A 12714-nucleotide genomic window follows, 5' to 3' on the forward strand; every position below is an offset into this window, starting at 1 on the left:
GCGATACAACTATCTAACACATTTTCCCGGACCTACCATAGCGGCATACATTGTTGGTTCGGGAATAAATATTATGACGGCATCAATCGCCGGTACGGCACTTCGCTCGATATTATTTAATAGCAAGAATGACCTTTTTGATGATGATGCTAAGTCAATTAGAAAACATGAAACATTTAAAGCAGTAGCTATGTGTCTCATTGATTATGGTTCTAAAGGGGTTAGTACAAAAGAGGTTGCTCTCATATGTAATATCTCAATCTACTCAGCGAGATACTATCTTCTTAAACTACAGGATATGAATTTTGCAAATTCTGATTCATTAGGCAAGTCTCACACGTGGTTCTTAAATAATATTGGTGTGTGTGGAGTGTGACATCAGATATATTAATTTAAGCCATAACCATTCATAACAACCAGTCTCAGACAACAATCTGATCATCATCAATTATGAATTACAAGAATAATCCAAGCATATATTATAAATGAATATAGAGACCATCATGACAGACCATACTATGTTTTTCACCACATGATCCTGCGCTATTTTGGGGGGATGCGTTCAACGGGTAGTGTTAATATATACCAGATCAGGACAGGGAGTTCCGATATTATGACCACTCACAACCTCACCAAAATAGACAGTTTAAAATACCTTTTTTTCTTTTAAATCGCAGCAATAATTGAAGAATACTCTGTATCACGTGCGCAATCAGACAAGCATAATTTATAATTAAAATGAGCAAGAGATTAAGTTAAATTAACCTCTTGCTCTTTCCATTGCATTTATTACTCGTTGTCATCAAGACCGAACGATATCAAAAAAACGGGGAATTAATTTCTCAGAGGATGCTACAACCCACCGACTGATACTGTTTCAGGTAAATAAAGACATCTCCCCGCGCTATTCACAGTTGTTTTATTGTAGGGGAACTCCCCGGTATATTCGCTATTTTCGGGTGGGGTCAGTTTATTAATCAATGCAGCCTCAACCCGAACCCGACTGGCTGGAGGTATTTTTGCAACGGCATAGCATAATGTTTCACCTGACGTCAGATGTTTCTTCCAGTCTTCCAGTTTGTTATGGGTTGCCAGTCGTTGACAGACATCGGCAGATTCACCGATATAAATCAATTTCCTGACTGACACCGTTTTCTTTTCAGAATTAAACGTACTGGCATAGACACAATATATTCCCGACTGATCTGGTAAAAATTTCTTATTGACTTCACGCCAGTATCCATCAAAATCGAGTGTTACCGTAATTCCGGCCATAAACTTTATTTCTCCTGAAGAGGTCATCAACCATTCCTCTTCCATTAAAGACTTTCATGTTCCTGTACATGAAAGGGTTGAGCCTGTACTCCATCATCAAAAACATCCACAATCAGTCCGCCGCGCCAAAGTTAATGGTGTGGGTCTGGGTATTACCGCGAACATCCGCTGTAACTTTTGCGGTTCCCGCTTCCGCACTGTCCACCGTCACAAAGGTGTGCCCGCTTTTATCCGTTACGGTCACGTTATCTGACAAGGTTCCCCGGGTCGTTGTCCACCGGACCCTCTCGCCGACCAGCGGCTGCCAGTCGCGATCTTCCACCGTCAGCGTTATAATGACGGAGTCTCTGCCATTGATGGAGGCCATCGGGCTCCCTGTCAGAAACGTGCGCAGATATTCCACCACCGTCACGTCCGGAGCCCGGTGCGCTTCCTCGCCCACCGTCACCACGACTTTTGCCACTCCGGTATCCCGGCTGGTTAGCAGCACACTGGCCTGGCCCTGACCGTCAGTGACCGCAGATAATACTGACAGGGTCCCCAGGTTGCTCTCCCATCTGACCTGCTCGCCTCTCAGGGGGGTCCCGTCAGCGCGACGGACCGTGACGGTATATAACGCCGGGTCATAACCACTGGACGTTATCTGTGAGACCGACGAGGTCACAGTGACATCCATGGCCCTGAATGTTATCGATTCTGAATTCCAGGTCCCGGACGTAGTTGATGCGGAAACAGCTCCCACTCCGGGAGTCAGGCTGACCAACACCACCCGGGCCTGTCCGTTCTGGTCTGTTTTACTCAGCGGAACTGACAGCGAACCCAGAGATGTACTCCAGTTAACATCCCTGCCCGACACGCCTTTACCTCTGGCATCTTTCAGGGTTAGGGTAACCCCTACCTTGTCCTCGCCGCTTGCCAGCGCAGTCCGCTTGCTTACCGATATTTCTCCCTGCTCAGCAGCAGTAAAACGGACGCCTGAATGCACTACCTGCTGCCCACCGGACCGGGCAGTTACCTGCGCCTCTCCAGCCTGTTCACTCGTCAGCCAGACGGCAAACTGTCCGGCGGTATCCGTCACCCCTTCCTCTGCAGACAACTGACCGATTTTCGTGCCGAACCTGACCGATACACCGGCCAGAGGCTGACCGGACGGGTCTGATACCCGGGCGGTGAACATCACCGCGTCCATTCCGTTCGCCCGGGCTTCCTGTTTATCCGCATCCAGCATCAGCTGATGCTGAGCACGGGTGGTATAAATCTGAGTCACCGCCATCGCAGAGCGATTTCCCCGCTGGTCCACTGCCACACCGGTTAGACGAACCGGGTCCGGGCGCCAGAAAGGCAACCGGACGGAAACCAGCGCCGGTGATACCGATACAATGCCACCTCCGGCACGGACCAGTTCAGCCTCGTCCAGCTCCAGTCTCTTTATGGAGTATTTTGATGTAATTACAGGGGCAAACGACACCACCGTCTGTCCGACGCCGCGCAGTTCCGGTGGAAATCTCAGGCGGATGAGTTCTTGTTTACGGTATTCCAGAACCATCTCATCGTGCCGGTCGACAAAACTATACCGTGCCCCTATCAGTGAACGTTGCTGTGCGACAGTGTCAGGGGATATCTGCAGATGCCAAGGGGTGCCCGGAATATAGTTCAGGGACATACCGAATCGTGTATCCCATATGCCCGGGCCTCTTTTCTGGTCAAGCGAGGCGGTTATCAGAGGGAAGGGGGTGTAGTTTACACCGGCGGTGAACGCTAAAGGGTTATGCTGAAAGGTCTGACGGCCATGCATCGCGACACGTGAGCCGTAATATTGCTCAACGGCCAGTCTGCCGCCCAGATGAGGATAAGCGGGAAGCCAACCGCGGGTGCGAATGTCCCAGCCGCTTGCCGGTCTGGACTGATAGTCAGCCAGGTACCGGTCGTCCCGCCAGCCTGATATGCGCCGGTACAGATTGGTGGAAACCGATATAAAATCCCGGGCATACTCAATACCGCTGCCAAACCGGGAATGTGACCGGGAGAAATCATGGTCAAAAAACAGGTTAATGCCACTCATCCAGGTATCCTGAAACAGGCGAACGCCGGTACCTGCGTTCGCCTGATGAGCGTCATCAGGGTGATAATAGCCTCCCTGAGCAAATATCATCCAGCCATCGTGCTCCAGAACGGGGTACAGCAACCGGGTGCTTATTTCCCACTGAGACAGCGTACAACGCGTACTCAGCTGAAGGTCGGCCTGCCCCTGGCCATTCATCCAGTCAGTCAGCTGAGCAGCGGCCGCCTCCGATGCACTGCCGGTAACCGTCTGGGAAAGTAATGAAAGAGCGTCAGAATAATGAATCGCACCAGATTTATGTGTTTGCTTTTCTGCATCTGTCATACCATGATATGAAGCTGACAAATAAAATGGAATTAACAATAAAAACCAAAAAACACTGAGGGAGATTTTCATTCTGTGACGATTCATTTTATTTCTCTTTTATTTTATCATTATATTTAGCCCAGCAAATACACTATCCTTCTACTTACTGCACCTTCTCTTTTTATTCAATAACAAGGGCATCTCAGCAATGCCCTTACACGTTGAGTAGTTTTGAATATCAGATACTGTACTTACTTATAACATTTCAACGCGAAGTACCGACGTTCCCCGAAAAGCTCCCTCCTTGACTCCTTCTAAGGTAGCAGTAATTGTTTTACTGGTTGTTCCTGCTGCTGTTGATGACAATATTGAACCTGGTGCAACACCTGCGATTTTTATTTTGGCCACACCGCCATTTGATAATGAAACAGAACCTGAATTATTCGAAAGTTTCAGCATATACCTGGCCGCACCGGCACAATAAATATTTAGCAATGCACTTTTTTCAAGAGTCTCCGTATCTGATGGATTCACAGTACCAAAGTCAATAGAGACATTGTTTACTGGAGCACACCAAGCTGGAGGGGGGGGGACGATAGCCCCACCTGATTTGCAAGGGTCAGTATAATCATCAGCTATCCACATGCCACTTGATGGATCTGAACCAAATGCAAAGCCAGCGATAATACAATATCCATTTGGCGATAACTCCAAGAGATTAGAGGGAACGTCGATAATATACACGCCAGGCATTTTAGTCCCCATCTGTTCCAGAGCCAATTTTGCTGTCATTCTAGAACCACCCACATAAGGCATATTCAACATATGGTGTTTATTATAGTGTCCAACTAGGTATTTCATTGGTGTTACCGCAATTGCTCCTGAAGAGTCTGGGTAATTGTTATTCATCTGATTAGGGCTAATAATACTAAACAGAGAATGTAGTACGTGATAATAATTTCGGATATAATTATTATTAACCACTGTGACCCTTAAACTTGTTTCCGAAGCCCACTCAACGCTAGTTACATTCGGAGCCCCACTGAATGAAGGGGGACTCAAAATTAAAAGTATAAAGAAGACAGTTAATTTAGAATATTGCATTACTTATTTCCTAAAGCAATAAAATTAATTGAATGAGCCAGATATATTTGCATCATTAACTCTGAGCTCATACACCATCGTAGCCCCCGGCAATACCTTCGGCGGATACCCCTCATCCCCGTAAGCCAGCGCTGGCGGCACCACCATCGTCAGACTCCCGTGATTATTCAGATGTCCGATGGCCTCCCGGAATAATGGTGGGTAGTTTGATAAGGGTTGAGACATCACCTGCTGAGTCAGCTCCATATCCTGCACAACCGTCCCGTCTGTCAGCAATTCCTTCACCACAATATCCACCACCGCATCCTCCGGGATGGGGCTGTCACCAGCGTACTCCACCCGGTACCAGAACCCGGCCGTGGACCGCTTCACTCCTTTCTGTTTTTTGAAAGCGTTGACGTAAACCTCATCCCGGAGACGGTTTTCCGCCATCCGCGCTTCCCGGGTCTGCTCCAGCGACTGTTCCGAATCACTCAGTATCTGCGCCAACTCGACTGCCGGTAACACCAGTTGTCCCTGAAAAGCATCGGTCACCCCGGCCAACAGAACATCACGTTCCAGAATGACGCCGGACACCTCCCGCTCTTCCACCACCGACAGCAGGTCCGCGCCAAGTGCACTCCCTGCCGCATACGACAGCCGTTGTTCCTCCGTTGTAATGTCCTCTGCCCGCAGCACTTCCGGTCGTCTCAACTGGAGAGTTTCCAGCCGCGCCTCTGCCAGACGACTCTGCACGGCCATCTGGTTCGCCTCCTCCTCTTTAGCCTGCAGCTGTTGCTCTATTCCCTTCAGGTCGGAAGCCTGTGATACCGTCTTTTCCTCAGACGCCTTCAGTTCATTCTCGCGGCTACGGAGCATGTTCATCACTTCCTGCAGGCGGGAGGCCGCCGCTTTCTCCTGAGGTGTACCTCCCAGCGCTTCCCGGATATTCACAACCGTCCGCCGGAACAGTCCCAACTCCGGTAGTGGGCGGAGGGTATCAGGTGTCTGCTCGCGGGGTTCGTTGATTTTCGCTTTCGCTGCCGCCAGGGCCTCTTCCCCTGCCCGTAGTTTTTGTCGGAGTGCAGCAAGTTCCTGAGCCTGCTCCCGGAGCGTGATGCTCTGCTGAGACAGGCGACGCTTTTGCGCGTCAGCCTCCTGCTGTATGCGCCGGATAACGGATAAATCCGCGGGCATCTGACGTGGCAAATCCGCCTTTTTCTGCTCCTGCGCGGCGGGCTTTTCAGGCTCTCCCGCCGCTGAAGTATTCTGCCGCTGCTGATGCCACGAATCCGCAAACTGCAGCAAAGCAGGAATACCGTCATCTGCGCCGGCCGGAGGGAGCAGTAATGCGCCCCCGAGCGCTATCAGTGCCGGAGCGGGTATATGCCGATATGCCGTCATTTTGCCTGCTCTCCCCGGTCAGACAGACCGTTCAGTAAAGCCAGATGGACTTCCGCACACAGACGGTTAACCCGGTATCGGTACAGGGCATCAACCGTCTCGCGGATATCGTTTCCCGCCCCATCACGCAGGCCGGAATAATGGGAAATCTCCAGCATCAGGGTGTCAAAGCGCGACTGGTAGTCTTTCCGGGGAGAGGCTCCGCTCAGGCGTTGCAGCGCCTCAAGCTCCTTCCTGCACAACTCTAACCGTGACGCCTCCTTCATCGCAGTCCGCGCCTCCGGAATAGAGATACCCTGTTTCGATGGAACGGAGGGCATCCCGGCCTTCACAGGACTGGTTACTGCAGACCTGACGGCATTCCTCTGGCAGCCCGTCAGCATCAGCACCAGAAATATGACGGAGCAGGCCATGATTAACGTCACTGGTCTGGTCAATATCATGCGGGCTAATTCTCCTTCTAATACACAGTTACCGGAAAGCAGTCGCGGCCCTTCCAACTGTAGTCATCATTTAATGCCTGCTGCGGATGTCCATGGAAAAGCCATCTCTGGGCTCCCAAATAATCCTCAACAGAATATAAAAACAGCAGCGCTATATCGGTTAATATCCTGGAAACACAAACTATAATCAGCCATCACCTTACCCCATATACAGACCAGTAATTTTATCCGGTAAGCAACAGGTATCAATCCTGACAAATAAATACCATAAGGTGCTATGGCATTGACTCTTCAATTTTTCCCGAGCAGTATACGGACAGATTCGCCTCTCTTTCTTGGTTAGCCACATTGCCTACACTGCTCGTCCTAAAGTCCAGATTAATATCATTTTCTGGTGTACAGAAAAAACTTCCAAGTGGAAGTATTGGTGGGGAAAGAGAAGCATCTCGACAATTGAGATCTCCCTTGGAAATAACCGAGCCATAAGTTGGTGGAAAAAATGGAACTACTGTTAGCACCGCTAAAACACAAATTCGCTCTCCTGGGATCCAGCCTTCTGGCAAAGGAAGAAGTTGACCTGCACTGTAAATACCATGAACACTGGAAAATGTTCTATCCCAGGTTATGTCATTAGAAGTTATTGCAGACGTCCTACGATGGGCATGAATCAAATTAACCGCCACACCATTAACCATTCGAGAAATATAAAACCCTTCATATAACGTAACGTTTTTACTCTCCGAAGTCGTACCTTTTATTGTCCCCAGGCATGGATGCACAGTGCCATCCATGGTATTAAGATAAGTTGCTTGGTCACATACAATAGATTTCAGAAAAACAGTAAAATATCGATATTCACCATCAATCTTTATTGTGTTGGCATAATATACATATACATTAACACGAGACGTCAGCAATACTCCTAAACGGGCAATAATAATCCAGGTGTGTTTTTTTAGAAAAATAGTTAACATGATGTTCATCCGAATATCCTACTGATAAAAAGCCCTGAGCGTGGCCTTTGCCGTAAAATCTCCTTCTGTCAACTCCACTCCATCCCGCTGAACCAGCACTGCCTCAATTTCCGGCAACGTTGTGCCGTTCACCTTAATCGCTTTATCCAGTGTGAATGCCTGACCACCTGCAAATAATTTCACCCCCAGGTCCGGCTTCTCAGTGGTCACAACGGTGGCCTTGTCCGCATCAAATCCGGCATCGGTTCCGTACACGCTGAGCATCAGTTGCCAGCTGTGTGAGCTATCTCCACATTCCAGATTCAACGGAACCGGCTGCCGGTAGATACCACTCGCCACTTTCTTCACCCCGATATTGTCACCAAACGATACCTCAATCGTCTTATCATCGTTCAGTGAGCACGGAGGAGGGATAATAACCGTTCCGATAAACTCCAGGTTTTCCCCCTCCGCTGCTGTCACGACCGGGGAAATAAACAGGCAATACAATACCCATACCGCCATACTTTTTCGGCGAGCTGAGCGCATTGTTTTCATCAACATGTTTGTATCCTCATCATCCCGGTCATTACGGGTAGTCTATGGCAAAAGTGGTTCCGGCCCTGAACGCTCCCCCTGCCAGGTCAGTAGATAAAGCCACCAAGGACGCACTCATAACCACCACACCTTTACTGTACATTGAGGGGATAAGTTCAAACCATTTATTTGGTGCAATGGGCCAGGCTTCACCTTTCATATAAATACTGATACCCAGTCCATCCACCCCGGTATCAAACGTCGTATCAGCCCAGATGCCATAACCCGGTGTACCAGAAATCCGGAAGCGAAGATTTTGTTCAACAGCGCATTGCACTTTGATTTCAAAGTTTCTGGTGTAATCCGGTGTGTTTATCCCGCTCATCAGCACGTCACCAAAATCCACGGTATACATCTCTCCGTCATTGATAACACACGGGGGTGCCTCAATCAGTGTTCCCCGGAACTGAATATCGGCATCAGCCTGTACCAGACCCGGAAGACCGGTCATAGCAGAAGCCAGAATGCCTGCCAGTACTGTTCGTTTCATATCCTGCTCCTGTCACTGGTAGGCGATGACCAGAGTACCGTTACCGCTAAAATCTCCCGCCGTCAGCCTGGTTCCGTCCTGAGCCACTGGCACCGCATATAACAATGGCTCACTCCCCGGACCGTCGTAATCAAAATTAACCTGCGTGGCCGCCACTGTCGTCACGCCCGTATTCAGGGGTGTGCTGTCGTGATACAACTGAATGCCCAGCCCGGTCCGGTTGGTATAAATCAGCCCTGAGCCAAACCCCGCCTGCTGACCGGTTACGGAGACTTTCAGTTTGGGTTTAGCCAGCCCGGTGCAGACCATTTTGTACTCCAGCTTTGTCTTTTTATAACTGACCCCGTCCAGCTTATGGATTTCAACGTCATCACCAAAATTCACTGTAACCACACCATTGCCGTTCACCGTGCATTGAGGGGCATCCACAACCGTACCGGTAATAGTCAATGTTGATGTATCTCCCTGCTGTACGGCGAAAACGAATGCCGACGGTACTATCATCAATAGTAGAAAGGCAGGCAGAGTGGACAAAAGAAAGCGAGCGACCATCACTCCTCCTTCGCCCTGAACGGCGCCACGGTTGTCCGCCCGTCCGCCTGTGCCAGCGCCGGCACAATCACCTTCCCGGCTTTACAGCTGTTACCACTGCAGCTAAAGGGCAGCAGTCGCTGGCCACCAAAATCATTGACGAACATCAGTACCGGCGTATTACCGTACTGTACCGCGGGCAGCGTCAGCGTCTCTTTCGGCGCCACCATGACCGGCTCAAACCCAGCCAGTCCAGCTCCCTTCTCGATGCTGCGCCCTTCCACAAAAGTGAAATGGTACGGGGTCGAGTTATTCAGAATGTATTTCCCCCCCTGACGGCTCAGCGTGAGCGTCTCTGTTCCCGGTACTGTATCCAGCATCGGGTCGACCTTCAGCCCTTTCGGACGATAGAACAGCTTCATCCGGGTCTGCATTGCCAGCGTCAGGACGTTCGCTTTCTCCGATTTTGGCGGAATTTCACGCAGGTTGAAGTAGAACACGCTCTCCCGGTCTTTCGGCAGAGAGGCTGTTTCTGGCAACGACTGAACACGCACCTGCGTCTTCCCGTCAGCCTCCACTCGCTGCAACGGCGGCAACACCATCAGGGGACCGGTTAATTTTTTTTCCTGCTCATCTTCCAGCCACGCCTGGGCCAGATACGGATTCTGCGTACTGCGGTTGGCCACGTTAACACTGATGGCGTTCTCACCTTCGTTAAACACCAGACGTGAACGGTCCACGGTCAGTGCCGCCTGTCCGGCCGTTACTCCCGTCAGCAATAATGCCACTCCGGCAGCAATATCTCGTTTCATTCTCATCTCATTGGATCCTGTTTTCGCCTTCAGGCTACCGACCGCCGGATATTCTCGAATTCCGGCTCCTGGCACAGATATCGCCGGTCCAGCCAGAACAGCAACCGCAGCCGGACCAGTAACGAGGCGCGGTCTCCGGCCCCGACTTTTTGCATCAGCCGCAGTTTCAGCTGGCTGTCCCGCTTACTGCCCCGCTCGCCGGGCAACCCCAGTAATAATCGGCAGGCCACCGCCAGCTCATCATCAGACAAGCGGATACTGTACCGGGTCGACGGCGCATCTCCCAGGTCCCGGTGCGACAGCCATTCCAACCGGTACCGTAGGTAACTCCGAACCTGATCCAGGGACATACTGTTATCCAGAAACACCACCTGTTTCGGGCACAGCAGCCCTGACAGCGCCATCAGCTGCCGCTGTCCTCCGACCATCAGGGTGATCCCGTCAGACAGGCCGGGATTACAACTCCAGGCCAGCAGATAACGCATATCCGGGAACGACAGGATACTGACCGCGATCTGTGGCCGGATATCTTCCAGCAGTGCCCGGAGCCCGGCCTCCACGTAACCGTCGACTGCCGGGGATAGCGTCAGCATAAGCGCTTCCAGTAGCGCGTTTTTCCACGTCCACTGCTCTCACCATTCAGCGTACTGCTGTTAACCTGACCCTGCGCCTGTAAATTCAGCAGTCGCAGACGGGCCAGATACACGCTGATATCCAGACGGTCGGCCACTTCCCGGGAGCTGTTCCACTCCAGGCCACTCTGGTGCAGATGAGCCAGTAATGACAGACACTGCTGGCTCTGCTGTTGTAATACTTCACTGTTTTTACGCATTTACCCTCTCCTTTTTCCGTCAGAGGCAGAACGCCACCTCGCGCTCCGGCCACAAATAGCCCTGTCCCCACTCTGCTCCGCTTGCCCGGGCCCGGAGCAGGACGGCCTCCGTCTCAATACCTTCCACCAGAACCTGCCGCCCCAGATGCCTCGCCTGCTTTACCAGCGCCGGCAGGGTTTGTCGTTGTAGCTCATCCCGGTCGGTTTTCACCCCGTCAAACCACCAGGTCTCCGCCGCCAGGCCGGCCTGCACCGCCGGCGTCAGGTCATCCAGCCAGACTCGCCAGCCTGACATCCGCAGGCGCCGGATCTGAGTACGGAGCATCTCGCGCTGCGCGGGGTCTAGTGTCAGCAGGGTGGCCGGATCCTGCACTTCAATGACCATATTGCGTCGATAGCAGAGTCGGATCTGCTTCAACCGGCGAAAACAGGCAGCATCGTTCAGTACACGCACCGGCAGGTTCAGGAAGAACAGTCCCTTCTCCTCCCCCTTCAGCCGGTGTAACGCCTCCATCTGTCGCAGGAACAACAGCAGGTGGGCCTCCGCGCTCAGGGCCTGAAAGAAATCGTCATGCCCCTCCCCCGTGCTCAGCTTTGCCAGAACTTCATATCCCAGGCACTGGCTGGCCTGGAGATCGACCAGAGGTTGCAGACGCATCCCTTTTACTGCGGTCAGCATCCTGATATCTTCCTGCGTTTGCGTCTGTCGGATCCTCATCATCCACCTCCGGATACTTACTCATACTGCAGTGAGAACGTCACCACCGACTGGAATTCCCCTTCCGTCACCGCTTTCCCGGCGGTGGACTGAACTCGGGCCTGCCAGGTTAACTGTACGTCGCCCGGTGCCAGGGGCCGCCATGACTGCGCCCCATCCGGCGTCACCGGGTGGCCTTCACTGTCGGTGATAGCCAGCGCGATCCCCCTAGCCTGTCCCGTCACAGCAAACAACGCGGGCTCGGTGGCATCCTTTTCACCGTAAAACGTCACCGAGACTTTTTCACCCAGTGTCAGGTCACAGTCTTTCAGTAAAATGTGAAAGGTCTCCGGTGCCGACTGGTCATGATTGATAAAGGTTTTTGACGCAATGGCCCCAAAATCGACGGTCTGATCTTCAGAGTCCACATCCACCTGACAGGGATCGGCGACCAGCGTCCCGCTGAATTCCACATCGGTATCGGCCATCACCGGGATCACGCCGGCCATGCTGAGCATCGTGCCGGATACCAGGCCCTTCAACCCCTTGGCCACCCAGTCCGGGCCGGTTCGCCGCGTTTGTCGTTTTCTGCTCATCATTCATACTCCAGGTCAATATGGACCACTGAGTACCATTCTCCCGGTACCAGCGGCTGCGCTTTACGCCACAGCTGCGCCTGCAACATCAGGTCATTGCGTCCCGGTGACAGCGGTATTGCCCGCCCGGTCATATCCGGAGATAACAGCGTCCCGTCCTGCTCCGCCAAGCGGAGTGCCACCCCAAGTGCGCCTCCGCGTACCCGAAAAAACCGACGGTCATCAGGATCGGCCACCCCGGTAACCCGCATTCTCACGCCACTCTGCCCTGAGAGCCACAGAGCTCCACGCATCGACTGACGGTCCTCCAGGGCATGACGCCCTCCGGGACATCCATCTAGCTTCACCGCCACCACCACGGGTACCGTGACATCACCGGTCTGTTTCAGGTCAAACAGCGGGGTCCGGCCCAGAGAAATCTCCTGCTCCTGTGACTCCGGCATCAGGATACAGGGGGTACTGACCAAACTGCCGGTCACGTCCACCCGGCCGTTCAGCCCGTCAATCAGCGGAGGTAATTCCCGGGTGGTATGGCTGCTCACGGACAGAGCGACAAGAGGCAGGGTCGCCACCAGGGCGACCAGCCATAGCCTGCGATTCGTTTGTCTTTCCGTGCCTGCGATCATCCCCTTG

At 52.2% G+C, this 12714-nt stretch carries 16 protein-coding genes; 1 reads left to right on the plus strand and 15 read right to left on the minus strand.

Going from position 1 to position 12714, the window contains the following annotated elements; all coding sequences use genetic code 11:
- The first annotated feature begins 73 nt into the window (after nt 1-73).
- A complete protein-coding gene (locus tag U0026_RS20050) occupies nt 74-376 on the plus strand; it encodes a FaeA/PapI family transcriptional regulator (protein WP_164717420.1) in 303 nt (100 codons plus the stop codon).
- A 476-nt stretch (nt 377-852) separates the two neighbouring features.
- Here the strand turns inward: U0026_RS20050 and U0026_RS20055 are convergent, their stop codons facing one another.
- The 15 genes from U0026_RS20055 to U0026_RS20125 all read right to left on the minus strand — a co-directional run bounded on the left by U0026_RS20055 (nt 853) and on the right by U0026_RS20125 (nt 12707).
- On the minus strand, nt 853-1320 hold the full coding sequence (locus tag U0026_RS20055; protein ID WP_062777761.1) for a GIY-YIG nuclease family protein: 468 nt from the start codon (nt 1318-1320) through the stop codon (nt 853-855).
- A gap of 67 nt (nt 1321-1387) precedes the next feature.
- Nucleotides 1388-3748, minus strand: coding sequence for an inverse autotransporter beta domain-containing protein (locus U0026_RS20060; protein ID WP_073971194.1), 2361 nt, complete (start codon nt 3746-3748; stop codon nt 1388-1390).
- Between the two features lie 150 nt (nt 3749-3898).
- Nucleotides 3899-4747: a hypothetical protein gene (locus tag U0026_RS20065; protein ID WP_126440893.1), complete on the minus strand. Its 849-nt coding sequence runs from the start codon at nt 4745-4747 to the stop codon at nt 3899-3901.
- A 24-nt stretch (nt 4748-4771) separates the two neighbouring features.
- Nucleotides 4772-6130, minus strand: a complete 1359-nt coding sequence (locus U0026_RS20070) for an FKBP-type peptidyl-prolyl cis-trans isomerase N-terminal domain-containing protein (RefSeq protein WP_062777756.1) — start codon at nt 6128-6130, stop codon at nt 4772-4774.
- A complete protein-coding gene (locus U0026_RS20075) occupies nt 6127-6573 on the minus strand; it encodes a hypothetical protein (protein WP_062777755.1) in 447 nt (148 codons plus the stop codon). The genes U0026_RS20070 and U0026_RS20075 overlap by 4 nt, the downstream gene beginning before the upstream one ends.
- A 275-nt stretch (nt 6574-6848) precedes the next feature.
- Nucleotides 6849-7556 carry a hypothetical protein gene (locus U0026_RS20080; protein WP_126440895.1) on the minus strand — a complete coding sequence of 236 codons (708 nt, stop codon included), beginning with the start codon at nt 7554-7556 and terminating at the stop codon, nt 6849-6851.
- A 9-nt stretch (nt 7557-7565) separates the two neighbouring features.
- A complete protein-coding gene (locus tag U0026_RS20085) occupies nt 7566-8090 on the minus strand; it encodes a fimbrial protein (protein ID WP_126440897.1) in 525 nt (174 codons plus the stop codon).
- 25 nt (nt 8091-8115) lie between these two features.
- Nucleotides 8116-8613 (minus strand): fimbrial protein, encoded by a 498-nt coding sequence (locus tag U0026_RS20090; protein ID WP_062777753.1) that lies wholly within the window; start codon nt 8611-8613, stop codon nt 8116-8118.
- Nucleotides 8614-8625: 12 nt separating this feature from the next.
- Entirely contained in the window at nt 8626-9165 is a 540-nt protein-coding gene (locus U0026_RS20095) for a fimbrial protein (RefSeq protein ID WP_062777752.1), read from the minus strand.
- Nucleotides 9165-9962, minus strand: a complete 798-nt coding sequence (locus tag U0026_RS20100; protein WP_062777750.1) for a fimbria/pilus periplasmic chaperone — start codon at nt 9960-9962, stop codon at nt 9165-9167. Before U0026_RS20100 ends, U0026_RS20095 begins: the two co-directional genes overlap by 1 nt.
- A gap of 23 nt (nt 9963-9985) precedes the next feature.
- On the minus strand, nt 9986-10549 hold the full coding sequence (locus U0026_RS20105) for a hypothetical protein (RefSeq protein WP_062777749.1): 564 nt from the start codon (nt 10547-10549) through the stop codon (nt 9986-9988).
- Nucleotides 10543-10788, minus strand: a complete 246-nt coding sequence (locus U0026_RS20110; protein ID WP_062777748.1) for a FaeA/PapI family transcriptional regulator — start codon at nt 10786-10788, stop codon at nt 10543-10545. Before U0026_RS20110 ends, U0026_RS20105 begins: the two co-directional genes overlap by 7 nt.
- A 19-nt stretch (nt 10789-10807) precedes the next feature.
- Entirely contained in the window at nt 10808-11467 is a 660-nt protein-coding gene (locus U0026_RS20115) for an EAL domain-containing protein (protein ID WP_164717422.1), read from the minus strand.
- A 56-nt stretch (nt 11468-11523) separates the two neighbouring features.
- Entirely contained in the window at nt 11524-12084 is a 561-nt protein-coding gene (locus U0026_RS20120) for a fimbrial protein (RefSeq protein WP_062777744.1), read from the minus strand.
- Nucleotides 12081-12707, minus strand: coding sequence for a fimbrial protein (locus U0026_RS20125; protein ID WP_062777743.1), 627 nt, complete (start codon nt 12705-12707; stop codon nt 12081-12083). The genes U0026_RS20120 and U0026_RS20125 overlap by 4 nt, the downstream gene beginning before the upstream one ends.
- Between the last annotated feature and the right edge of the window lie 7 nt (nt 12708-12714).

The sequence above is a fragment of the Kluyvera intermedia genome, assembly GCF_034424175.1.
Taxonomy (GTDB): Bacteria; Pseudomonadota; Gammaproteobacteria; order Enterobacterales; family Enterobacteriaceae; genus Kluyvera; species Kluyvera intermedia.

Coding starts and splice junctions, on each gene's coding strand:
- U0026_RS20050 (WP_164717420.1), top strand. CDS start 74: ATGACGGCATCAATCGCCGGTACGGCACTTCGCTCGATATTATTTAAT.
- U0026_RS20055 (WP_062777761.1), bottom strand. CDS start 1,320: ATGGAAGAGGAATGGTTGATGACCTCTTCAGGAGAAATAAAGTTTATG.
- U0026_RS20060 (WP_073971194.1), bottom strand. CDS start 3,748: ATGAATCGTCACAGAATGAAAATCTCCCTCAGTGTTTTTTGGTTTTTA.
- U0026_RS20065 (WP_126440893.1), bottom strand. CDS start 4,747: ATGCAATATTCTAAATTAACTGTCTTCTTTATACTTTTAATTTTGAGT.
- U0026_RS20070 (WP_062777756.1), bottom strand. CDS start 6,130: ATGACGGCATATCGGCATATACCCGCTCCGGCACTGATAGCGCTCGGG.
- U0026_RS20075 (WP_062777755.1), bottom strand. CDS start 6,573: ATGATATTGACCAGACCAGTGACGTTAATCATGGCCTGCTCCGTCATA.
- U0026_RS20080 (WP_126440895.1), bottom strand. CDS start 7,556: ATGAACATCATGTTAACTATTTTTCTAAAAAAACACACCTGGATTATT.
- U0026_RS20085 (WP_126440897.1), bottom strand. CDS start 8,090: ATGTTGATGAAAACAATGCGCTCAGCTCGCCGAAAAAGTATGGCGGTA.
- U0026_RS20090 (WP_062777753.1), bottom strand. CDS start 8,613: ATGAAACGAACAGTACTGGCAGGCATTCTGGCTTCTGCTATGACCGGT.
- U0026_RS20095 (WP_062777752.1), bottom strand. CDS start 9,165: ATGGTCGCTCGCTTTCTTTTGTCCACTCTGCCTGCCTTTCTACTATTG.
- U0026_RS20100 (WP_062777750.1), bottom strand. CDS start 9,962: ATGAGAATGAAACGAGATATTGCTGCCGGAGTGGCATTATTGCTGACG.
- U0026_RS20105 (WP_062777749.1), bottom strand. CDS start 10,549: ATGCTGACGCTATCCCCGGCAGTCGACGGTTACGTGGAGGCCGGGCTC.
- U0026_RS20110 (WP_062777748.1), bottom strand. CDS start 10,788: ATGCGTAAAAACAGTGAAGTATTACAACAGCAGAGCCAGCAGTGTCTG.
- U0026_RS20115 (WP_164717422.1), bottom strand. CDS start 11,467: ATGCTGACCGCAGTAAAAGGGATGCGTCTGCAACCTCTGGTCGATCTC.
- U0026_RS20120 (WP_062777744.1), bottom strand. CDS start 12,084: ATGATGAGCAGAAAACGACAAACGCGGCGAACCGGCCCGGACTGGGTG.
- U0026_RS20125 (WP_062777743.1), bottom strand. CDS start 12,707: ATGATCGCAGGCACGGAAAGACAAACGAATCGCAGGCTATGGCTGGTC.